General features: G+C 32.3%; 20 protein-coding genes. 7 read left to right on the top strand and 13 right to left on the bottom strand.

Annotation, left to right across the window (positions count from 1 at the left end; translation table 11 throughout):
• Positions 1–952, bottom strand: a 952-nt coding sequence (locus tag ACH2BG_RS02640) for an LETM1-related biofilm-associated protein (protein WP_395046185.1), incomplete at its 3' end; no start/stop codon positions are given.
• A gap of 217 nt (positions 953–1,169) precedes the next feature.
• Between ACH2BG_RS02640 and ACH2BG_RS02635 the strand changes: the two genes are divergently transcribed.
• The 3 genes from ACH2BG_RS02635 to ACH2BG_RS02625 are packed head-to-tail and all read left to right on the top strand — an operon-like array spanning position 1,170 to position 3,963.
• Positions 1,170–1,595 carry a DM13 domain-containing protein gene (locus tag ACH2BG_RS02635; RefSeq protein ID WP_395046184.1) on the top strand — a complete coding sequence of 142 codons (426 nt, stop codon included), beginning with the start codon at positions 1,170–1,172 and terminating at the stop codon, positions 1,593–1,595.
• 19 nt (positions 1,596–1,614) lie between these two features.
• Positions 1,615–2,541 (top strand): hypothetical protein, encoded by a 927-nt coding sequence (locus tag ACH2BG_RS02630; RefSeq protein WP_395046183.1) that lies wholly within the window; start codon positions 1,615–1,617, stop codon positions 2,539–2,541.
• 15 nt (positions 2,542–2,556) lie between these two features.
• Entirely contained in the window at positions 2,557–3,963 is a 1,407-nt protein-coding gene (locus ACH2BG_RS02625) for a hypothetical protein (protein ID WP_395046182.1), read from the top strand.
• A 105-nt stretch (positions 3,964–4,068) separates the two neighbouring features.
• Here ACH2BG_RS02625 and ACH2BG_RS02620 read toward each other — a convergent pair whose 3' ends face one another.
• From ACH2BG_RS02620 to ACH2BG_RS02565, 12 genes are all read right to left on the bottom strand, one after another.
• Positions 4,069–4,638, bottom strand: coding sequence for a YdeI family protein (locus ACH2BG_RS02620; RefSeq protein WP_395046181.1), 570 nt, complete (start codon positions 4,636–4,638; stop codon positions 4,069–4,071).
• A 16-nt stretch (positions 4,639–4,654) separates the two neighbouring features.
• Positions 4,655–5,176, bottom strand: a complete 522-nt coding sequence (locus ACH2BG_RS02615; RefSeq protein ID WP_395046180.1) for a superoxide dismutase family protein — start codon at positions 5,174–5,176, stop codon at positions 4,655–4,657.
• Between the two features lie 266 nt (positions 5,177–5,442).
• The gene (locus ACH2BG_RS02610) at positions 5,443–7,233 is read right to left on the bottom strand and encodes an acyl-CoA dehydrogenase family protein (protein ID WP_395046179.1); all 1,791 of its coding nucleotides are present in this window, start codon (positions 7,231–7,233) and stop codon (positions 5,443–5,445) included.
• A gap of 19 nt (positions 7,234–7,252) precedes the next feature.
• Entirely contained in the window at positions 7,253–8,437 is a 1,185-nt protein-coding gene (locus tag ACH2BG_RS02605) for a thiolase family protein (protein ID WP_395046178.1), read from the bottom strand.
• Positions 8,438–8,440: 3 nt separating this feature from the next.
• Entirely contained in the window at positions 8,441–10,831 is a 2,391-nt protein-coding gene (locus tag ACH2BG_RS02600; protein WP_395046177.1) for a 3-hydroxyacyl-CoA dehydrogenase NAD-binding domain-containing protein, read from the bottom strand.
• The gene (locus ACH2BG_RS02595) at positions 10,815–11,282 is read right to left on the bottom strand and encodes a MarR family winged helix-turn-helix transcriptional regulator (protein ID WP_395046176.1); all 468 of its coding nucleotides are present in this window, start codon (positions 11,280–11,282) and stop codon (positions 10,815–10,817) included. Before ACH2BG_RS02595 ends, ACH2BG_RS02600 begins: the two co-directional genes overlap by 17 nt.
• A 130-nt stretch (positions 11,283–11,412) precedes the next feature.
• On the bottom strand, positions 11,413–11,799 hold the full coding sequence (locus ACH2BG_RS02590; RefSeq protein WP_395046175.1) for a hypothetical protein: 387 nt from the start codon (positions 11,797–11,799) through the stop codon (positions 11,413–11,415).
• A 121-nt stretch (positions 11,800–11,920) separates the two neighbouring features.
• Positions 11,921–12,967 (bottom strand): proline iminopeptidase-family hydrolase, encoded by a 1,047-nt coding sequence (locus ACH2BG_RS02585; protein WP_395046174.1) that lies wholly within the window; start codon positions 12,965–12,967, stop codon positions 11,921–11,923.
• 35 nt (positions 12,968–13,002) lie between these two features.
• Positions 13,003–14,775: an AMP-dependent synthetase/ligase gene (locus ACH2BG_RS02580; RefSeq protein WP_395046173.1), complete on the bottom strand. Its 1,773-nt coding sequence runs from the start codon at positions 14,773–14,775 to the stop codon at positions 13,003–13,005.
• A 62-nt stretch (positions 14,776–14,837) separates the two neighbouring features.
• Positions 14,838–15,224 (bottom strand): peptide-methionine (R)-S-oxide reductase MsrB, encoded by a 387-nt coding sequence (gene msrB, locus ACH2BG_RS02575; protein WP_395046172.1) that lies wholly within the window; start codon positions 15,222–15,224, stop codon positions 14,838–14,840.
• Positions 15,225–15,317: 93 nt separating this feature from the next.
• Positions 15,318–15,800 (bottom strand): peptide-methionine (R)-S-oxide reductase MsrB, encoded by a 483-nt coding sequence (gene msrB, locus ACH2BG_RS02570; protein ID WP_395046171.1) that lies wholly within the window; start codon positions 15,798–15,800, stop codon positions 15,318–15,320.
• Between the two features lie 10 nt (positions 15,801–15,810).
• A complete protein-coding gene (locus tag ACH2BG_RS02565) occupies positions 15,811–16,665 on the bottom strand; it encodes an alpha/beta fold hydrolase (protein WP_395046170.1) in 855 nt (284 codons plus the stop codon).
• 154 nt (positions 16,666–16,819) lie between these two features.
• Between ACH2BG_RS02565 and ACH2BG_RS02560 the strand changes: the two genes are divergently transcribed.
• The 4 genes from ACH2BG_RS02560 (at position 16,820) to ACH2BG_RS02545 (ending at position 22,416) form a co-directional block, all read left to right on the top strand.
• Entirely contained in the window at positions 16,820–17,635 is an 816-nt protein-coding gene (locus ACH2BG_RS02560) for a M48 family metallopeptidase (RefSeq protein WP_395046169.1), read from the top strand.
• A 107-nt stretch (positions 17,636–17,742) separates the two neighbouring features.
• Positions 17,743–19,053, top strand: coding sequence for an MFS transporter (locus ACH2BG_RS02555; protein WP_395046168.1), 1,311 nt, complete (start codon positions 17,743–17,745; stop codon positions 19,051–19,053).
• Between the two features lie 306 nt (positions 19,054–19,359).
• A complete protein-coding gene (gene lon / locus ACH2BG_RS02550) occupies positions 19,360–21,810 on the top strand; it encodes an endopeptidase La (protein ID WP_395046167.1) in 2,451 nt (816 codons plus the stop codon).
• A 66-nt stretch (positions 21,811–21,876) separates the two neighbouring features.
• Complete coding sequence (locus ACH2BG_RS02545) at positions 21,877–22,416, top strand: GNAT family N-acetyltransferase (protein ID WP_395046166.1); 540 nt, start codon at positions 21,877–21,879, stop codon at positions 22,414–22,416.
• Positions 22,417–22,537 lie beyond the last annotated feature (121 nt).

The following is a 22,537-nucleotide window of genomic DNA, read 5'->3' as shown; positions in this document are numbered from 1 at the left end:
TATTTCTAGAAATTAAGGTGTGAACATTTTGAGTGGTTTGATCATAAAAATGTTTTACAGGATTCGAGAAATTAAAATATGGGATTTTATCTTTATTTGTTGTTAGAAATAAATTCATGTCGGAAATACTTTTTTCTACAAATGAATCTGGAATAGTTAGTTTTTTTGCTAATTGAAATAGAAAAGTTCGTTCAGAATTTTCTATTTTAGCATCATTCCACATAGCCATTCCTGCCATATCAATGAGATAATATTTCTCGCAAGTATCATTAAAATATGATAAATCTAAATTTTCTAGAGAGACAATTTCTAATTTGTTAAACTTCGTATATCTAACAGAAGATTCAAACAGTTTGTGAAGCAAATCATCATACTTGGTTTTTACTTCTTTAGTTTCTAATGCTAATGAAACAATATTTACAATAAGCTCTTCCGTTTTTTTTAAGTATTTATCTGGGATATTACCTTCAACTAAATGTTTTCGGAAGGCTAAAACATCAATAAATATAAGTGCATTGGTTAGAATGTTAGAAAAATTCTTGCTAATAATATTCTCATTGGTTTGAATACGTGAATTTATTATTTTTTCTAGCTTGCTCGAATAAGAATCCTGAGGTAATAATTTGCTTAATAAGCTAGATTCTGTTGGATGTAATTTTTTATAAAAAGTTACACATTCATATATAAATTCTGTATGATTGCGATTGTTTTTTACTAATTGATAAATTCCGAATAATGTATTTAGTAAGGCAATTTTAGAGAGTTCTTCGTTTGTTAATCCTTTGGTCTCTATGTTTTTAATTGTAACAAAATGTGTCGTATAGCCAACTAGAAAACCTGTTTCTCTTGTGTTTTCGTAAAACTGTTCATAATTATTTATTACAGTTTGATTCTCATCGTTTTGTTCTGTAAAAAACTTTTCAACCCAACTTGGTGCCGAAGGATTTATCATAACTTCATTTAAAAATACAAATCTATGATATTTTAGATTAATATAATGTTTCTTAAAAATTTTCCTTTTGTAAAGTAGCTGACATTTAGAAATTGTTAGGTTTTATATTTTTATTGAGTTATTTAAAAAACCATTATTCAGAAAAATACGTAGATAGAAAAAAGAGATAGATAAATATTATGAAAAACGATTGAATAATAATTAAAAAAATGAAACTATGAAAAATGTATTTGTATTACTGTTAGGTTTTTTTCTTCTCATTTCCTGCGAAAAAGAAGGTGAATTAACAAGAAAAAGTTTAGAAAACAGCACAATAGGTAGTACTGCTATTCTAAAATATTCAGGAGAATTTTCCCCAACTTCAGGGATAAATGTTTCTGGTTTTGCTAAAGTTTATTTAGAGAATAATGAATATAAAGTGAAATTAGAAGACATTATAATATCAGACGGACCAGATTTGAAGGTTTATTTATCTAAAGAAAACACACCTATTAATTTTGTGAATCTAGGAAATTTCAAAGGTAACGGAAATACATTTTATACAATTCCAACTAGTGTAAACGTTTCGGAATATCAGTATGTATTAATTCACTGTCAAGAATTTAATCACTTATTTGCAATTGCTCCATTAACCAGTATTTAAAATAAATTATAACAAGAACATGAAAACAAAAAACTTAAAATTTTTATTATTATCTTTATTTATTTCAATAAATTTTACTAATTCCTTTGCGCAAGGTTGCAGCGATGCTGGGTTTTGCTCGGTAGGAAACGGCTTTAGTGGTCACGAAGTAAGTATGAAAAACAATGTCGATATTGGTGTTGTATATGGTATTGCTGAAGAAGGTGTAACCGTATTTTCTCAATACTTAACTTATACAAGAGATGTAACGGATAAATTTGCAATAAGTGCAAAACTAACATCAGCCATTGCCAATGGAGATTTTGGTACAAGAGGTAATATAGGTGATGCTTTTTTGACAGGAAATTACAAATTCAAAAATAAATTTAGTGAACTTGAAGGTGCTAAAACTTGGTCATTATTATTTGGAGTTAAGATTCCTCTTACAAATTCTAACGACAAAATAAATAATGTTTCTTTGCCTATGGCGTATCAAGCCAGTTTAGGAACTTTCGATTTTATTGGTGGTGTAAACCTTGCATACAAAAAATGGGATTTTAATACCGCAGTACAAATCCCTTTATCAGATAACAAAAATTCCTATATAAGTAATCCCTTTGTAACTGATAAATTTGCTACAACCAATTTGTTCGAAAGAAAATCTGATGTTTTATTCAGAACAACTTACAGACTAAAAACGACTAACGAGAAATTTACTTTCAAACCAAATCTTTTATTTATTTATCATCTAGGAGAGGATAGCTTCGAGAATATTTTTGGACAACGTGAAACAATCGAAAATTCTGATGGACTTACTATAAATGGGAACTTAATTGTATCCTATAAATTAAATAAGAATAGTTATTTAGAAACTTCAATTGCAACGCCATTTGTTGTTAGAAAAGAGAGACCAGACGGACTTACTAGAGCCATAACATTGGGATTGAGTTATAAAGTTAATTTTTAAATAAAAAACATTAGTATGAAAAAGTATATTATTGTTTTGCTCTTATTATTTACAAGTTTAGTAAATTCTCAAACTATTGTCTTCGAAGAAAAGTTTATAGATAATAATTTTCCCGTAGGTTATAATTTCCTGCCTAATAGAAATCGATTGGTAATTCAAAAAGGGAATTATGTAGCATCATCGACTAATAAAATTATTAAAAATATTTATAGTTTTGATAATGACGGTTTTTTTGAAAAATTAATAGAAAATGAAGCACTAACAAACTGTGTGTTTTCTCCAACCGAAAATGCTTTTATAGTTTCTGAAACTTCTAAAACGCAAGAAAAAACAGATCAGTTTAAGTTAGTTATTAATAGTAAGTCATCTCCATTTTTTAAAATGAACGAAAATTTCCAATATTTTAATGATGATTATGAGTTTAGCATTTTAAATCAAGATAATAAAGGAAATGTCAATTTTGAAAAAGATCAATTATCATTAAGCGTTACCGATATTGTTACTCGAGAAAATGAAAAATTTGCTATGAAAAAGCCAGATTTGGCTAGAATTATAGGAGATAATTTTGCAAAATACAATGATTTGTCATTTGGTATCCGTGTAAATGAATATAATTTTGGACTAATCACAAAGGCTATTGCTAAAGATTACAAATCAGCAACGTTATACCGTACAATATATAGTTATGGTGGTGTGATACTAAATGATTTTGCTTATAAAGTCGATTTTCAATACAAAAACCTAATATATAGTAACAATGGTGGCGGGTATATTTACACAAATCCGCAGTCTGGAGATACTTATGTAAGTGATTTAACAATTAATAATTTTGTAATAGATCAGAAAACAGAAGAAGTATATGTGTACGGATTATTTGGAAAAAATGCAAAAAGTTCCAATAATATTACAAATGAGCCATTGGGTTTTTATGTTTTTAAATTTGATAAATCTGGAAATAAAATCTGGGAATCTGTTCAAACAATAAATGATAAAAGTGATTTTAATGCCAACCAAAATATAACAAACTTAAAGTTGAGTTTGGCAATTAGAGATGAGAAAATGTTGCTTTCTATTACTTCCCCATCTGAAAAGAAAGGTTATATTCAATATTCATTTATTAATAAAATGACTGGAAATGTTATAAAATTTAATAAAATAGGATTTAATATTTCTGCGGAAAATAAATTGAATAGCAACGGAAAGCTTATTAACTCTTACTTTAACAATATTGGATACGAAAAGAAAGCGTTAGATACGGAAGGATTAATTGCCCAAGAAAATAATTTAATATTTTCAAATTATTTAAGTAGTATTCAAAACAATCAAAGACTATATTTTAAGACTTTTTACGCTAAAAATGGAATTTGGCTACTAGAAACAGATAATACTAGTTATTTTAAAATTTTATTTTTTAAAGAGTAATTTTTTTTAATAAATATAAGCAAAAACCGAAGCAAACGTAAAGTCGTGTTTCGGTTTTTTAGTTTTAAAATTTGTTAAACTATTTTTATATCACTGAACAAATAATTACTGTCTAGCTTTAATATTTTGCTCACAAAGTTTTATAATTTCAGATATTCTATTTGCACGGGTTTCCTCTCTTTTGGCATGATTAAGCCAATAGAGGTAGCTTTTTCGATAAGACGGACTAAAATTAGTATAGTTTTCAAATGCAATTTTATTACAATTGAAAGCAACTTGTAAATCATCAGGTATTTCCTGATTTTCAACAGAGTCAAGAGAAGTCCAAGATCCATTTTGTTTTGCGATTTCAATTTTTGCTAATCCACTTTCGTGCATTAAGTTATCTGAAATTAATTGTTTTATATAGGATTTATTGAGTTTACTCCAAACGCTTTTATTTTTTCTAGGTGTAAAAGTTTGTTTTCGTCGTTCATCATCTAGTTTTCGAACGGTGGAATATATCCAACCATAACAAATGACAACTTGAACGGCTTCTTCCCAACGCATACTTTCGTATTGACTATGAACTCTATAAAAAACTAATTCAATTCCAGTTGAAGAATGATGATTATCATGTAACCACTTTCGCCATTCTTGAGAGTTTTTGAAGTAATGAATTTCTTTTTCTTTCAATGCAAAATGTAATATATTATTTAATAATTGCAGAACAAGCCACTCTTGCACCAGCATTTCCCGCAGGTTGTGATGTGAAATCGTCTATTCCTTTATGAACAATCAATCCTTTTCCAAGTATATTTTTGGTATCGTCTTCACAACCAATGCACCATTCGGGAGTAGAGAATTTTACAGTAGCATTTCCGTTTGCATCGGCAGTAAAATTACCAATATCTCCTTTGTGATGTTCTGTAGAACCCCACTTTCCATGTTTTTTGAATGTTGGATTCCAGTGTCCTCCGGTCGAACTTCCATCGGCAGCAGAACAATCAGATTTTTCATGAATGTGAATGGCATGTTCTCCGGGTGTTAATCCACTCAAGTTAGCAACCATTGTTACGGTTCCGTTTTTTTCTACAAAATTTACAGTTCCGGAAACTGTACTTTCACTTTTTGAAGAAAAAGTAGTTTTTATTTCATTTTTATTTCTTACGGAAGTTTTGCAAGCAATTATGATTAAAAAAAGAGAACACGATAATAAGAGTAACTTTTTCATAGTATTTTTTATTTATGTCATAAAATTACGGCTTATTTCTAAATAAACAGTGTTTACGTTAGGGATTACTTCACTATATTTTTATTTTCATAGGAGTTCAGTGAACTTCGTTTGTAGTGAAAATCCTTTTGTTTTTTTCTTAAAAAAACAAAAGATTGTAACGGAAAGCCGTTACCCTTTGTGGTAACGCCCGAAATTGCAAATAAAAAAAGCCACAATAACAAAATAGTTAGTGTGACTTTTTTAAATCAATTAAATGACTTTATTTAGAAGCAGTATTCATTTTCTGCAACTAATTTAGTTGTAATTGTTTCTCTTAAACCTACAACATTTGGCATATTAGCATATTTAGTGAAACGACGTAATCCCATTAACATCATGCGTTGTTCGTCGCCTTCAGCAAAAGAAATTATACTTTCTTTACCTTTTTGAGTTACAATGTCTACGGCTTGGTACAAGTATAATTTTGCCATTGCAATTTGTTCTTTTACCTTGTCTTCACCTTCTTTTTTGGCTAATTTTTCAGTTCTAAGAATAGTACTTTCTGCCATGTATATTTCGATAAGAATATCAGAAGCAGCCATCAATAATTGTTGGTGTGCATCTAAATCTGGTCCGTATTTTTGAACGGCTCCACCAGCAACCATAAGGAATGCTTTTTTCAGTTTGCCAATCATTTCTTTTTCTTCAGCAAACAATTCAGAATAATCAGGCGTTTCGAATGATGGAATTCCCATTAATTCTTCTTGTACTTTTGATGCTGGACCTAGTAAATCAATATGACCTTTCATGGCTTTTTTGATTAACATTCCAACAGAAAGCATTCTGTTTATTTCGTTTGTTCCTTCATAAATACGAGCAATGCGAGCGTCTCTCCAAGCACTTTCCATAGGTGTGTCTTCTGAGAATCCCATTCCACCAAATATTTGAATTCCTTCATCGGCACAAGCTTGTACATCTTCAGAAACTGCTACTTTTAGGATAGAACATTCTATAGCAAATTCTTCAACACCTTTTAACTCTGCTTCTTGGTGTGTCGCTCCTTCCGCTTCACGGGCAGAAATTCTGTCTTCGATCCCTTTTGCAGCACGATAAGAAGCACTTTCTCCAGCGTAACATGAAGTAGCCATTTCAGCTAATTTAGAACGTATCGCTCCAAAACTAGAAATAGGAGTATTAAATTGAATTCTTTCGTTAGCATATTTTACTGAACCAGAAATAACTCTACGTTGTGCATCTAAACAAGCAGCTGCTAGTTTTATACGTCCAACATTTAAAGCATTCATAGCTATTTTGAATCCGTTTTCTCTTTCAGATAACATATTTTCAACAGGAACTTTCGTTTCATTGAAGAAAACTTGACGAGTAGAAGAGGCGCGAATACCTAATTTGTGTTCTTCTTCGTTCATTGTAATTCCGTTTGCTGGATCATTTTCTACAATAAAACCAGTAATATTTTTGTCATTACCAATTCTTGCGAAAACTATAAATACCGAGCAAAATCCTGCGTTAGAAATCCACATTTTTTGTCCAGTGATAGAATAATATTTTCCATCTTCAGACAAAACGGCTTTAGTTTTTCCAGAATTAGCATCAGAACCAGCACCTGGTTCTGTTAAGCAATAGGCACCAAACCATTCGCCTGAAGCTAATTTTGGTACATATTTTTTCTTTTGTTCGTCACTTCCGTAAAGTGTTATTGGCATCGTTCCAATTCCTGTGTGTGCTCCAAAAGCAGTAGAAAATGAACCCGTTGCACCCGAAATATAATCGCAAACTAGCATTGTAGATACAAATCCCATTCCTAATCCGCCATATTCTTCAGGAACAGCAACTCCTAAAAGTCCTAGTTCACCAGCTTTACGCATGCTTTCTTCGGTAAATGCATAATCCTTTTTCTCAAAACGATCTTTATTTGCCCACAATTGTTTGTCTGTAAATTCTTTAACCATATCACGCATCATGATTTGCTCTTCTGAGAAATCTTCTGGTGTAAATACGTTTTCACATTTTGTTTCTTTTACTAAAAATTGTCCGCCTCTTGTTATGTCTTCCATCACAATATATTTTTTATCGTTAATTTAATAATTCGTAAATCCCTGCAGTTCCTTGACCAGTTCCTACACACATAGAAACGATTCCGTACTTGCTTTTTCTTAATCTCATTTCTTCAAAAAGTTGAACTGATAGTTTTGCACCTGTACAACCAAGAGGATGTCCTAATGCTATAGCGCCACCATTTACATTGATGATGTCAGGATTTAAACCCAATTCACGAGTAACTGCTAAGGCTTGAGATGCAAAAGCTTCGTTTAATTCAATTAAATCGATATCGTTTAAAGTCAATCCCGCTTGTTTCAACGCTTTTGGAATTGCTTTTACTGGACCAATTCCCATAATTCTTGGTTCAACTCCTGCTGAAGCAAAATTTACTAATCTTGCAATTGGTTCAAGGTTTAATTCTTTTACCATTTCTTCACTCATAACCAATACAAAAGCTGCACCATCACTCATTTGTGAAGAGTTACCAGCTGTTACACTTCCATCGGCAGCAAATACGGGTTTTAAATTGGCTAATGCTTCCAAAGAAGTCCCAGCTCTTGGACCCTCATCTTTGTTTACAACATAAGATTTGGTTTCTTTTTTACCATTTTCATTGATAAAAGTTTGTTCAACAGTAATTGGAACGATTTGTTTGTCAAATTTTCCTTCTGCTTGAGCTTTCAAAGCTTTATTATGTGATTGAAAAGCAAACTCATCTTGGTCTGCACGAGAAATGTTGAATTGCTTAGCCACCGCTTCCGATGTTAACCCCATTCCCCAGTAATAATCCTCGTGTCCAGCTGCAGCCATTTTATAATCTGGAGTAGGCTTATAACCCCCCATTGGAATATAACTCATACTTTCGGCTCCACCAGCAATGATACAATGTGCCATTCCTGATTGGATTTTGGCAGTTGCCATTCCAATCGTTTCTATCCCTGAAGCGCAATATCTGTTTACAGTTACACCCGGTACATCTTCGATTTTTAATCCCATTAATGAAATTAAACGACCTACATTTAAACCCTGTTCTGCTTCTGGCATGGCGTTTCCAACCATAACATCGTCAATACGCGTTTTGTCGAAATTTGGCAATTCATTCATCATAAATTCGATGGTTTCTGCTGCCAATTCATCAGGACGTTTAAATCTAAAAACTCCTTTTGGCGCTTTACCAACGGCAGTTCTATATGCTTTTACTATATATGCTGTTTTCATCTTTTAGTTTCTTAACGGTTTCCCTTTGGTTAACATAAACTGTATTCTTTCTAACGTTTTTCTTTCGGTACAAAGTGACAAGAAAGCTTCACGTTCTATATCTAATAAATATTGTTCAGATACTAATGTAGCTTCAGATAAATCACCACCAGCCATAACATAAGCCAGTTTATTTGCAATTTTAAGATCGTGTTCTGAGATGTATTTTCCAGCAACCATTTGATTGGTTCCAACTAAAAACATTCCCAAAGCTTGTTTTCCTAAAACTTTCACATCAGTTCTGCGAATTGGTTGTGTATAACCCGCTTCTGCCATTAATAAAGCATGTTTCTTAGCTTCGGCGATTTGACGGTCTTTGTTGACAACCACAATATCTTTACCGTGTTGTAAGAGCCCGGTATCAAAAGCTTCGTAAGCAGAAGTTGATACTTTTGCCATAGCGATGGTCATGAAATATTCTTGCAAAACATTCAATTCCACATCGTTTTTACGGAATAAATCGGATGCACGCAATGCCAATTCTTTCGAACCACCACCGCCAGGAATAACCCCAACACCAAATTCAACTAATCCCATATAGGTTTCTGCAGCGGCAACCACTTTGTCAGCATGTAAGCTCATTTCGCAACCACCACCAAAGGTCATTCCGTGAGGAGCAACTACAACTGGGATTCCAGAATAACGCACACGCATCATTGTGTCTTGGAACATTTTGATAGCCATATTCAACTCATCGTATTCTTGCTCTACAGCCATCATGAAAATCATTCCGATATTTGCACCAACAGAGAAATTCGCTGCTTGGTTTCCAATAACCAAACCTTGGTATTCTTTTTCAGATAAATCAATCGCTTTATTGATAGCTGCCAAAACATCACCACCAATTGTATTCATTTTAGATTGGAATTCTAAATTCAAAATTCCGTCTCCCAAATCTTGGATGATAGCACCACTATTGCTCCAAACTTTTTTGCTTTCGCGAATGTTGTTCAGGATGATAAATGAATCCTGTCCAGGTACTTTAGTTTGTGATTTTGTTGGAATATTGTAAAAATAAGTAGCTCCTTCTTTAATAGTATAAAAACTAGTACTTCCAGAAGCTAACATTTCGGTAACCCAAGCTGCAGGCTCTTGACCTTCTGCTTTCATGATTTCGATTCCTTTTTCAACACCAATGGCATCCCAAATTTCGAATGGACCATTTTCCCATCCAAAACCAGCTTTCATGGCATCGTCAATTTTGTATAATTCATCAGAGATTTCAGGAATTCTGTTCGAAACATAAGCAAACATTCCAGAGAAACTTTTTCTGTAGAATTCACCTGCTTTGTCTTTTCCTTTAACCAAAACCTTAAATCTGTTGATTGGTTTGTCAATTGTTTTTGTCAATTCCAAAGTAGCAAAAGAAGCTCTTTTGGCAGGACGGTATTCCAACGTATCCAGGTCTAAAGAAAGAATGTCTTTGTCTACTTTTTTATAAAAACCTTGACCGGTTTTACTTCCGTACCATTTATTTTCCATCATTTTGTTTACAAAATCTGGAAGTTTAAACAATTCGTGTTGTTCGTCATTTGGGCAGTTTTCGTAGATTCCGTTGGCAACATGTACCAAAGTATCCAATCCAACAACATCCACAGTTCTGAAAGTAGCCGATTTTGGGCGACCAATAACAGGTCCTGTTAATTTATCTACTTCTTCTATCGTTAATCCCAACTCTTTTACCAAGTGGAACAAACTTTGAATTCCGTAAATACCAACACGGTTCCCGATAAAAGCTGGAGTGTCTTTGGCAACAACCGAAGTTTTACCCAAGAATTTTTCTCCATAAACTGTTAGGAAATCCAATACTTCCGTTGAAGTCTGTGGACCAGGAATAATTTCGAATAATTTTAAGTAACGTGCGGGATTAAAAAAGTGCGTTCCGCAGAAATGTTTTTGGAAATCTTCGCTGCGTCCTTCGCTCATAAAGTGAATTGGAATACCAGAAGTGTTTGATGTTACCAAAGTTCCCGGTTTTCTGAATTTTTCAATTTGCTCAAAAACCATTTTTTTGATGTCCAAACGCTCCACAACCACTTCGATAATCCAATCTACATTGGCAATTTTAGCCATATCATCCGTAGTATTTCCAGTAGTGATTCGGCTAGCGAATTTCTGACTGTAAATAGGAGAGGGCTTCGATTTTAAGGAATTGGCTAAATGCTCGTTTACCACGCGGTTGCGAACAATTTTACTCTCAAGTGTAAGCCCTTTTTTGGCTTCGGTATCTGTCAATTCTCTTGGGATAATGTCCAAAAGCAAGACTTCGACTCCAATGTTGGCAAAATGACAAGCAATACCTGAACCCATAATTCCGGATCCAATTACTGCAACTTTTTTAATAATACGCTTCATTTTCTGTTTTTTCAGTTTGATTGAATATTCTTTTTTCTTGTATTAATTCGTTTATAATTTCGGAAACTTCCATAAAGTTTTGAAGCTTCTCGGCAGATACATTGTGTTTTACGGCTTCATTAAATTTCAGTACGGTATTTTTAGATAATTCTCTTTTTTCTTTTCCAAATTCGGTTAGATATATAAGAACGCCTCGACCATCATTTGGGTTTGGCTTTCGAAAAATAAGACCTTTTTCTTCCATCGATTTTAAGGTTCGGGTCAAACTTGTAGCTTCCATTCCCATTTTTGGACCTAGTGTTGTAGAAGGTGTTCCTCCTTCTTTATCGATACTTAACAATGCAAAACCAGTTGCCATAGTGCCATCAAATTTTGCAGCTTCTTCATTATACATTCTGGCAACAGCTTGCCAAGTTGCACGAAGTACATAATCGATTGTTTTGTCTTTCATTTTATTTAATTGAAAATCAAAGATAATAAAAAAATACTATGCACGCATAATAAATTTAAATTATTTTATGTTTTAAAAAGACTCCTCTGAATTAGAGGAGTCTTTGAAGTATATAATATGTTTTAGAGAATTATTTCAACTTACTGTTTACAAATGCGATAGATGCTCCGACACAAGCACACATCATAATAGAAATAAATACTCCGGTTGCAATTATTTTATAGTCTGGTGTAGCCATAGATTCGCTTCCAAAAAAACCAGATGTTAATCCCATAAATATTCCTATTATTGCACCAGCTTTAAGTCCAGTTACAACATTTGAAATTGCTGCCCATTGTAGAAAAATGTAGGATATAAAAAATCCTACTGTAAAACAACCTAGAGTAATCATCATCATATTCATGGTTTCTCCGCTTGGGAAAGTGTCTTTAAAAATAATTCCGTAAAAGAGCCATCCTAAGAGCCAATCTACAATTCCTCCGACAATTCCTCCGATAATAAAGTTTTTTAAATTCATAGTTTAGTTTTTAATTGGTTATCTAATAAAAGTATTAAAAAATAAAGTAATTATTTAAAATAATAGTTAAAATTATTAACTATTTTAATTTAATCTTGTTGATAATTAATGTATTAGCGATTTATTTTTTAAAATTTTCGCTATCTACATCTTTCAAAAATTGAATTACGCCAGAAAAATAGTTTTTTTGATCATCATATTGAGAAAGATGACTTCCATTTGAACAAAATAAGAAACGTCCGTTTTGTACTTCGTTAGCAATCCATTTCATGTGTTCAGGATCCATGGTGTCGTATTTTGCACCGATGGCTAGAGTAGGAATGGTTAATGTTTTGAGTTTAGATTTAATATCCCAATTTTTTAGCGTTGCATTTCCGGTGATACCAAATTCACTCGGACCTTGCATAAATACATACACATTTGAATTGATATGTTTGAATGCTCTGTTGATAGATTCCGGCCATTCGTCTAGTGGTTTTCTCAGGATATGTTCGGTATAATAATATTTGAATAGTAATTCAGTGTATTTTGGATTTGTATAATCTTTGTTTTTTTCAAATATTTTAATTTGATTGAAAACTTCGGGTCTAAGTTGCGGACCAAGTACCTCTTCAGCATATTTATTATATTCGGGCGCACTCGCCATCATATTTGAAATGATTAGTCCTTTTAGATTTTTTTGATATTTTAGGGCATATTCCATAGCGAGAATTCCTCCCCATGATTGTCCTAATAAGTAAAAATTAGTATTGTCTAGCTTCAATGCTATTCGGACTTGTTCTACTTCTTCTACAAAACGCTCGTTTGTCCACAAACGGTTATCATTTGGTTGGTCGCTGTAGTAAGAACCAAGTTGGTCGTAATAAATGTATTCGATGCTTTGGTTTGGGAAATAACCATCAAAACTTTCGAAACATTCGTGGGTTAATCCTGGTCCACCATGAAGTAATAATACTTTTATGGTTGGATTATTTCCTACGGTTTTTGTCCAAACCTTAAATTTTCCAATTGGTGTTGTAATTGGAATCATTTTTATTCCGCCAGTAAACTGATCGTCTCGTTTGGAAAAATCAAGATAATTTGCTTTTACAGCATCATCTTGATTATTTTTACAATTACCAAATAAAAAGAGAATAAATACTAATAATAGGAAGGTTTTTACTTTCATAATAATAAGTTCTAAATTATCTTTTTAGTTTTAATCTAATTATAAATTTTCTCGTACAATCCGTGGTATTTTTCTAAAACTACTTTTCGTTTAAGTTTTAATGTTGGTGTAAGATGACCAGCAGGAATTGTCCATAAATCTGGTGTGAGTTCAAAACGTTTTATTTTTTCCCAATTTCCAAATTTCTCGTTTAATAAATCGACTTCTTGTTGAATTCTTTCAATAACTTTTGGGTTTGCAATTATTTCTTCGTTTGTGCTTCCTAATGTTATTTTGTGTAATGTTGCCCATTCTTTTATAAAATCAAAATTGGGTTGTATAAAGGCTGCAGGCATTTTTTGTCCATCACCAATTACCATAATTTGCTCAATAAAACGGGATTGTTTCATCGTGTTTTCTAGTAATTGTGGTGCAATATATTTTCCGCCAGAGGTCTTAAACATTTCTTTCTTACGGTCGGTAATTTTTAGGAATCCTTCGTTGTCGAATTCGCCAATATCACCAGTGTGAAAATAACCATCTTTGAGAACTTCTTTTGATTGTGCTTCATCTTTATAATAACCCATCATCACATTTGGACCTTTGCAAAGAATTTCACCATCTTCCGCAATTTTTACTTCTACATAATCAATTACTTTTCCGACAGTTCCTACTTTGAAACCTTTATTTCTCATATCGTTTACCGATATTACTGGGGAAGTTTCGGTTAGTCCGTAACCTTCCATAACAGGAATTCCTGCAGCTGCAAAAATTCTAGTTAATCGTGGTTGCAAAGCGGCGCTTCCAGAAACCATAAGATCTAAATTACCACCTAAACCATCTTTCCATTTACTAAAAATCAGTTTTCGGGCAATTTTAAGTTGAAATTCATACCAGAAACCATTTGCTCCGTAAGGTTCATATCTTAACCCTAAATCGATAGCCCAAAAGAAAAGTTTCTTTTTTATTCCTGTAAGTTCAGTTCCTTTTGCATAGATTTTGTCATATACTTTTTCTAAAAGTCTAGGAACTACCGACATTACTGTTGGTTTTACTTCTTTTAGATTGTCACTAATTTTATCGATAGATTCTCCAAAATAAATTGACACACCATAATATTGGTATAAATACAGTATCATTCGCTCGAAAATATGACATATAGGCAAAAAGCTTAATGCTTTACTATTTGTGGCATCAAAAGGAATTCTGTTAGAACTATCTAAGGCATTTGAAACTATATTTTGGTGAGAAAGCATCACGCCCTTTGGTTTTCCTGTTGTTCCTGAAGTGTATATTATAGTAGCTAAATCGGTAGTTTGAACTGCATCTTTCCTGTCTTCAACTTCGTGTTGATTTGTTTTGTCTTCACCAAGTTTAAGTAGTTCTTTCCAGCTTTTGCAATCTTCAATATCATTAAATGAGAAAACCTCTATAAGATTTGGGACATTATTTTTAATCAGATTTACTTTTCGAAGTACTTCTGCATCGGAAACAAAGCAATATTTTGCTTCACAATGGTTTAAAATATATTGATAATCATCTTCGGAAATAGTAGGATATATAGGAACATTTTGAGCACCAGTTTGTAAAACACCAATATCCATAATATTCCATTCGGTTCTATTATTAGTTGATATTACGGCAATTTTATCATTTTTTTGAATTCCCATTCGAAGCAATGCCCTCGAAATAGTATTTGCTTTATCTATATATTCTTGCGTCGAAGTTTTTACCCAAACGTCATCTTGTTTTGTGACAAGAGCATCAAGTAAATTTTTTTTATTTAACTGATAATAAGGGAAATCGAATAATCTCGTAATCTTGGTCATTCTAAATAGGGAGTTAATTTTTATGCAAATTAATAAAAATTAACAAGAATTACAATTTTTGATTATTTAAAGTCAACTGAAAGAGAATTTACACAATATCTTATTCCAGTTTTAGTTGGGCCATCATCAAAAACATGACCTAAATGTCCTCCACAATTTGCACATACAATTTCGGTACGAATCATGCTGTGTGTATTGTCTTTTATATATTGAACTTTTCCTGGAATAGATTCGTCGAAAGATGGCCAGCCACAATGAGCATTGAATTTCGAATTACTTTCAAACAATGGTTCTTTGCATGCGCCACAAACGTAAGTTCCGTTTTCGGCATGTAAGTTATAGGTTCCAGAATGCGGATATTCCGTTCCTTTTTGTCTAAGAATTCTATATCTTTCCTCTCCAAGTTCCAGTTTCCATTCTGCTTCGGTTTTTTCTATCGGATATTTCATATGTAGATAATATTTTTTTATTGGAATATGGTATATTTATGAGGAAACCTCTTTATTTGTATTCATGATTTAGTTATCGTAAATATTTCATAACTATTTTTTTGGAACAAATATCATTGAAACCGAATTGGTGCAAAAACGCTTTCCTGTTGTTTCTGCCGGGCCGTCATCAAAAATATGACCTAAATGTCCACTACAATTTGCACACATTACTTCGGTTCTTTGCATACCAAAAGTTGAATCATCTTTATAAATTACACTTCCTTTGATTGCTTGATCAAACGATGGCCAACCACATTCTGAATTAAATTTTGCGTCGGAAGTAAACAAAGGATTGTTACAAGCTGCACAGGCATAATATCCTTTTTCGAAATGATTCCAATATTCTCCTGAAAAAGAAGCTTCTGTCCCTTTTTTTCTTAAAACTCGATACTGTTCTGGAGTAAGTTCGGCTTTCCATTGTGCATCAGTTTTGGAAATTTTACTTTTAGAATTTGCTTTTTCTGCTTTCTTTTCTTGGCTGTGACATGAAGTTAAGCTAAGAACAAAGACTAATAAAATGATTGTTTTTTTCATTTTTAATGTTTTAATTTTGAATAAAATCAACTGATTTATTGATGACATTTGCATCGCCCAGGATTTTCCTGTGACCCAATCGTTGTGTAACATACATTTCTCCGTTTGGAAGATGTTTAAAAATATTTTTTCCGCAAAAAATAGGGACTTCATAATCGTTTTCGTCATGAATAACGAGTGTTGGAATATTTACTTGTTTTGCGGCAACATGAGCTGCGTAATTCTCCATAGGTTCACCAAATCTTTTTTCGAAAAGAGTACTCATTTTAGAAGCCACAATTGGTTTTAATTCTAATTTTTTGACATATTCGTGAAGGATATCCTCAATCTTATCACCGCTTCCTATAACGATTAATTTTTTTAGTTGCAATCCTTGTTTTACCGAATTTAATAAAGCCATTCCGCCTAAAGAATGCCCTATGGCAAACTCGAAAGAACCATATGTTTTTTCTAACTCTAGTATTGATGCAATAAATTCAGGCATTAAGGTTGTTTTCGTTTTTGATTTTCCATGTGCAGGTGCATCAAAACTTATAGTCGAATAACCTAGCCTAATTAATTCATCTGCAAATTTTACCAATTGCGTGCCGCGACCAGACCAACCATGTACTAATAATATTTTTTTTGGACTATTTCCGTAATGATAAACGACTATTTTTTTGTTTATTTTAGGAACAAAAATAATTTCTTGTTTTGTGTTTTTATCCATTGCCAATTCTCTGTTTGGCATTTTATGTTTTATAGGTGTTGTAAATATCATAGAAGCCAATTTTGTAACCAAATCAACAGAGAAAAACTGAATGATTTTAACGGTGTATAATATTGATTTACGTATTTGTGTATCTTTTGGTTTTTTTGTTTTCAAAATATTGAAATTTAAATAGAGTGCAATTTAAGGTTTTAATTTTTTTTGATATGAAAATTGAATCATAAATTAATCATAAAATACTTTCTGAGTTTTATAGTCAAAATTAGAAAAAAATGAGTTAATTTTACTACAACAATCAAACATATTAACAATGAAAAAAGTTTTAATAATTTCAGCAATAGGGGTGTTGGTGATAGCGTGTGCTACAAACCCATTTACAGGGAAAAGTACAATGGCTTTAGTTCCAGATAGTGAAATTTTTCCATCGGCATTTCAACAATATGGACAATTTTTAGCTCAAAATAAAGTGCTTTCAGGAACTAAAGATGCTCAAAGAGTAGAAAATGTTGGAACTAAAATAAAAGTAGCAGCAGAAAGATGGCTAACGGCAAATGGTAAACCAACCTATTTAGCAAATTATAAATGGGAATATAAGTTGGTTGAAAGTAAAGAAGTAAACGCTTGGTGTATGCCTGGTGGGAAAATAGTAGTTTATACAGGTATTTTACCAATTATGAAAGACGATGCAGGAATGGCAGCCGTTATGGGACATGAAGTAGCACATGCATTAGCAAACCACGGGCAACAACGCATGAGTGCAGGAATGTTACAACAACTTGGAGGTGTTGGTGTGGCAGTCGCTACAGGAAATAAAAGTCCAGAAACACAACAATTGATTATGCAAGCTTATGGTGTGGGAAGTCAAGTAGGAGGAATGCTACCGTTTAGCCGTAGTCACGAAAGTGAAGCGGACATGATTGGTCTTACCCTAATGGCAATTGCAGGTTATAATCCAGATAATGCAGTCTTAATTTGGGAACGTATGTCTGCTTTAGCAGGAGGTAGCTCACCGCCAGAAATTATGAGTACACACCCATCAAACGAAACACGTATTGCCAGTCTAAAATCATTATTGCCACAAGCAAAAGCCGAGGCGGCAAAATTTGGAGTTACATCGTTTAAGTAAAATAAAAATAAAATATTTAGAAGCCATTTCGATTGAAGTGGCTTTTTTTTTTAGTTATATTTGAAAAATATATTTCAAATCGATTAAGAATTAACAACCAAAAATACATGGAAACACTTAAAAAAGGAGATAAAAAATTATTAAATGCTTGGGCGTTTTACGATTGGGCAAACTCGGTATATACATTAGTCATTGCTTCGGCTATTTTTCCTATTTTTTATGAATTAATTTTTAAAGAGAGAGGTAATAATGTAGTATTTGTGTTTGATTATGAGATAAAAGACACGGCAATGATAACTTTTGTTACGGCATTAGCATTTCTAATTGTAGCTTTTATTTCGCCTTTTTTATCAGGAATTGCAGATTATATAGGAAATAAAAAAGCATTTATGAGGTTTTTTTGTTACCTAGGTGGTTTATCTTGTATTTCTTTATATTGGTTTAATTTAGAAAATTTATTTATAAGCTACATGGCTTATTTATTAGGATTAATAGGATTTTGGGCGAGTTTGGTTTTTTATAATTCCTACTTACCAGATATTGCTTATCCCGAACAACAAGATAAGGTAAGTGCAAGAGGGTTCTCGATGGGATATATAGGAAGTACAATATTGCTGATTATAAACCTTGCGATGGTGATGTCTGCAACAAACGATGCCGAAAGATTAGAATGTATGAAATACTCCTTTATAATGGTTGGTATTTGGTGGATAGGTTTCAGCCATGTAACTTACTATTATTTGCCAACAGGTACTTCAACAGGGCATAAAGTGACAAAAGCAGTCCTTTTTGATGGTTTTAAAGAATTAAAAATTGTTTGGAAACAATTACAACAAAATATAGTGCTAAAAAGATATTTGTCGAGCTATTTTGTATTTATTATGGCGGTGCAAACGATGATGTTAGTCGCAACCTATTTTGGGGCAACCGAAATAAATTGGGAAACACCAAGCCAAAAAACAACAGGACTAATTATTTGTATTTTAGTCATTCAAATAGTTGCTGTTTTGGGAGCTTTTCTTACCTCGAGAGCTTCGGGGAAGTTTGGAAATATTAATACTTTAATATTTTTAAACTCCTTTTGGGCAATACTTTGTGTGTTTGCTTATTTTGTAACAGAACCTAATGAGTTTTATATTGTAGCTGGTTTTGTAGGACTGGTTATGGGCGGTATTCAATCACTAGCCCGTTCTACTTATTCAAAATTATTACCAGAAACAGATGATACAGCTTCATATTTTAGTTTTTATGATGTTACAGAAAAAATAGGAATCGTTATTGGAATGTCTATTTACGGAATTATAGATCAAGTAACAGGTTCTATGCGAAATTCAAGTGTGTTTTTAGCTATTTTCTTTGTGATAGGAATAATTTTATTATTAAGAATTCCTAAAAACAATAGTTTGAATGCTAAATAAAATATAAAGTTTTGAATTAGAGATTGATTTTTTTACCACAGATTCACTTTTTTAAAAATAGAATGACCTGAATTTAATTTCACAAATTTGGAACAATATAAAAATCAGTAGTATAATATATAATTGACTTTTTATAATCTCTGAATCTGTGGCGATTTTTTTATGGCACAATCCTTGACTTATTACAACGAAATCACATTAAATAATTCTCTTATTTATTGATTTTCAGTTATATAATTGTTTTGAATGTATTAGTTTTACACTTCAAACAAGCCACGTTTAATGACAAAATGACTTAAATATAATATGTCTCAACAAAAAATAATTACCATTGACAATTTGTCACTACAAGAATTCGATTCTGAAGCAGATTTAATTCCACTTCTTACGCCAGAGGATGAGGAAGAAATGAATAATGAGGAATTACCATCAGAATTGTTAATTCTTCCACTTCGAAATACTGTGCTTTTTCCGGGTGTTGTCATTCCTATTACCGCCGGAAGGGATAAATCTATTAAATTGATTAATGATGCCAATGCTTCCGATAAAATCATTGGAGTGGTATCACAAAAAAATGAAGAAGACGAAGATCCTACCGAAAACGACATCAATAAAGTAGGAACAGTTGCCAGAATCCTCCGTGTATTAAAAATGCCTGACGGAAATATAACTGTAATTCTACAAGGAAAAAAACGTTTCGAAATAGATAAAGTTACTTCGACAGAGCCTTATATGAAAGCCTCGATAAAGGAAGTTAAAGAAGAAAGACCAACTAAAAAAGACAAAGAATTTTCGGCTATAATCGAATCTGTTCGTGATTTGGCAATACAAATTATTACCGAAAGTCCAAATATTCCAACTGAAGCTACTTTTGCAATCAAAAATATTGAAAGCAATTCATTTTTGGTAAATTTTGTTTCTTCAAATATGAATCTTACGGTTACCGAAAAACAAGATTTATTAGAAATAAATAAACTAAAAGAAAGAGCTTTAGCTACTTTGAAATTTATGAATTTAGAGTTTCAGAAATTGGAACTTAAAAATGACATACAATCTAAAGTACGTTTTGATTTAGACCAGCAGCAACGTGAATATTTCTTGCACCAACAAATGAAAACCATTCAAGAAGAATTGGGAGGAGTCTCGCAAGAAGAAGAAATAGAAGAGTTTCGAACAAAATCTAAAACAAAGATTTGGGACGAAAAAACGCAAAAACATTTTGATAAAGAATTATCAAAAATGCAACGTTCTAATCCACAATCACCAGATTTTGGCATTCAAAGAAATTACTTAGAATTGTTTTTAGATTTGCCTTGGGGGAAATATTCTAAAGATAAATTCGATTTAAAAAAAGCAGAAAAAATCCTCGACAGAGATCATTTTGGTTTAGAAGATGTCAAAAAAAGAATGATAGAACATCTTGCAGTCCTCAAATTGCGAAATGATATGAAATCGCCAATTCTTTGTCTTACAGGACCTCCGGGAGTTGGAAAAACATCTATAGGAAAATCTATTGCCGAAGCTTTAGGAAGAGAATATGTGCGAGTTTCTTTGGGAGGTTTGCGTGATGAAGCTGAAATTCGAGGACATCGTAAAACCTATATTGGAGCAATGCCAGGAAGAATTCTTCAAAGTTTAAAAAAAGCAGGAACATCAAACCCAGTTTTTGTTTTAGATGAAATAGATAAATTGTCAACAAGCAATCAAGGAGATCCATCATCGGCATTGTTAGAAGTTTTAGATCCTGAACAAAACAGCGAATTCTATGATAATTTTCTAGAAATGGGTTACGATTTATCGAAAGTGATGTTTATTGCGACTTCAAACAATATGGCAACCATACAACCTGCGTTGAAAGACCGTATGGAAATCATCAAAATGTCTGGTTATACTATTGAAGAAAAAGTTGAAATCGCCAAACAACATTTGTTTCCAAAACAATTAGCAGTTCATGGTTTAACGTCGAAACATTTAGTAATTGGTAAAAAACAATTAGAAAAAATAGTAGAAGGTTACACACGTGAATCGGGTGTACGTGGACTAGAAAATAAAATTGCACAAGTAATCCGAAATGCTGCCAAATGTGTGGCTATGGAAGAAGACTATAATATAAAAGTTACCGATGAAGATATTGTAAAAATCTTAGGTGTTCCTAGATTAGAAAGAGACAAATCAGAAAACAACGATGTAGCAGGAGTGGTTACAGGATTGGCTTGGACATCAGTTGGAGGTGATATTTTATTTATAGAATCCTTAATCTCTCCAGGGAAAGGAACTATGACTATTACTGGAAATTTAGGGACGGTAATGAAAGAATCGGCAACAATTGCTTTAGAATATATAAAAGCTAATGCTGAATTACTGGGATTAAACTCTGAAATGTTAGCAAAATACAACATTCACTTACACGTTCCAGAAGGCGCAACGCCAAAAGATGGACCAAGTGCTGGAATCGCAATGCTAACTTCATTAGTTTCGGTATTTACTCAGAAAAAAATCAAGAAAAGTTTGGCAATGACTGGAGAAATCACTTTGCGTGGTAAAGTATTACCAGTAGGAGGAATCAAAGAAAAAATCCTAGCTGCAAAACGTGCCAATATTAAAGAAATTATTTTGTGCCACGAAAACAAAAGCGATATCGATGAAATAAAAGCCGAATATCTTACGGGTTTAACCTTTCATTATGTGAAGGAAATGCACGAAGTTCTAGCGATTGCGATTACTAAAGATAAGGTTAAAAATGCTAAAACATTATAAAATCTAGTCGAAGGTTGAAAGTCATAAGGTTTGAAAGTCATAATGTCAAGTAGAAATTAACCCAAAATGAATAAAGCAAATTTAAAAACTGAAAGACTCATTTTAAGACCAATTTCAGAAAACGATATCAAGAATATTCACAAATTACTTTGTTTGGAGGAAACTGATAGGTTTAATACATCTGGAATTCCAAACAATATTGATGAAACCAAGATTATTGTTGAGAAATGGATTTTTGAAAATAATTTAGAAAACAATAAGTGTTTTACTTTTGCGGTCGAATTAAATGAAGAAAAAGAATTTATTGGATTAATTGGAATAAATCTGGGAAAAGAAAAATATAGAAACGCTGAAGTTTGGTTTAAATACGACTACAATTATTGGAATAAAGGATTTGCAACGGAAAGTTTAAAAATAATAATATTATTTGGTTTTCAAACTTTAAAACTTCACAGAATTGAAGCAGGTTGTGCCATTGAAAATATTGGATCAATAAGTGTTTTAGAAAAAGTTGGAATGTTGAGAGAAGCTCATACAAGAAAATTATTACCATTAAAAACAGGTTGGTCTGATAATTATGGATATGCAATTTTAGCCACAGATTAAAAAGATTCTCACAGATTACAGAGTCTAAACATTAGTTTTAGGTAGGATTAAGATTTAAAATATTAAAAAAATCTGTGAGAATCTTTTTAATCTGTGGCTAAATGTTTTTTTTTTGCTATCA

It is taken from the genome of Flavobacterium sp., from assembly GCF_043779715.1.
Classification (GTDB): domain Bacteria; phylum Bacteroidota; class Bacteroidia; order Flavobacteriales; family Flavobacteriaceae; genus Flavobacterium.
The sequence above is the reverse complement of the archived record's forward strand: the minus strand, read 5'-3'. Positions and strand labels throughout refer to the sequence as shown.

What these genes read in the sequence shown, in the direction of transcription:
- ACH2BG_RS02635 (WP_395046184.1), top strand. Translation starts at nt 1,170, where the DNA reads ATGAAAAATGTATTTGTATTACTGTTAGGTTTTTTTCTTCTCATTTCC.
- ACH2BG_RS02630 (WP_395046183.1), top strand. Translation starts at nt 1,615, where the DNA reads ATGAAAACAAAAAACTTAAAATTTTTATTATTATCTTTATTTATTTCA.
- ACH2BG_RS02625 (WP_395046182.1), top strand. Translation starts at nt 2,557, where the DNA reads ATGAAAAAGTATATTATTGTTTTGCTCTTATTATTTACAAGTTTAGTA.
- ACH2BG_RS02615 (WP_395046180.1), bottom strand. Translation starts at nt 5,176, where the DNA reads ATGAAAAAGTTACTCTTATTATCGTGTTCTCTTTTTTTAATCATAATT.
- ACH2BG_RS02610 (WP_395046179.1), bottom strand. Translation starts at nt 7,233, where the DNA reads ATGGAAGACATAACAAGAGGCGGACAATTTTTAGTAAAAGAAACAAAA.
- ACH2BG_RS02605 (WP_395046178.1), bottom strand. Translation starts at nt 8,437, where the DNA reads ATGAAAACAGCATATATAGTAAAAGCATATAGAACTGCCGTTGGTAAA.
- ACH2BG_RS02600 (WP_395046177.1), bottom strand. Translation starts at nt 10,831, where the DNA reads ATGAAGCGTATTATTAAAAAAGTTGCAGTAATTGGATCCGGAATTATG.
- ACH2BG_RS02595 (WP_395046176.1), bottom strand. Translation starts at nt 11,282, where the DNA reads ATGAAAGACAAAACAATCGATTATGTACTTCGTGCAACTTGGCAAGCT.
- ACH2BG_RS02590 (WP_395046175.1), bottom strand. Translation starts at nt 11,799, where the DNA reads ATGAATTTAAAAAACTTTATTATCGGAGGAATTGTCGGAGGAATTGTA.
- ACH2BG_RS02585 (WP_395046174.1), bottom strand. Translation starts at nt 12,967, where the DNA reads ATGAAAGTAAAAACCTTCCTATTATTAGTATTTATTCTCTTTTTATTT.
- ACH2BG_RS02580 (WP_395046173.1), bottom strand. Translation starts at nt 14,775, where the DNA reads ATGACCAAGATTACGAGATTATTCGATTTCCCTTATTATCAGTTAAAT.
- msrB (WP_395046172.1), bottom strand. Translation starts at nt 15,224, where the DNA reads ATGAAATATCCGATAGAAAAAACCGAAGCAGAATGGAAACTGGAACTT.
- msrB (WP_395046171.1), bottom strand. Translation starts at nt 15,800, where the DNA reads ATGAAAAAAACAATCATTTTATTAGTCTTTGTTCTTAGCTTAACTTCA.
- ACH2BG_RS02560 (WP_395046169.1), top strand. Translation starts at nt 16,820, where the DNA reads ATGAAAAAAGTTTTAATAATTTCAGCAATAGGGGTGTTGGTGATAGCG.
- ACH2BG_RS02555 (WP_395046168.1), top strand. Translation starts at nt 17,743, where the DNA reads ATGGAAACACTTAAAAAAGGAGATAAAAAATTATTAAATGCTTGGGCG.
- lon (WP_395046167.1), top strand. Translation starts at nt 19,360, where the DNA reads ATGTCTCAACAAAAAATAATTACCATTGACAATTTGTCACTACAAGAA.
- ACH2BG_RS02545 (WP_395046166.1), top strand. Translation starts at nt 21,877, where the DNA reads ATGAATAAAGCAAATTTAAAAACTGAAAGACTCATTTTAAGACCAATT.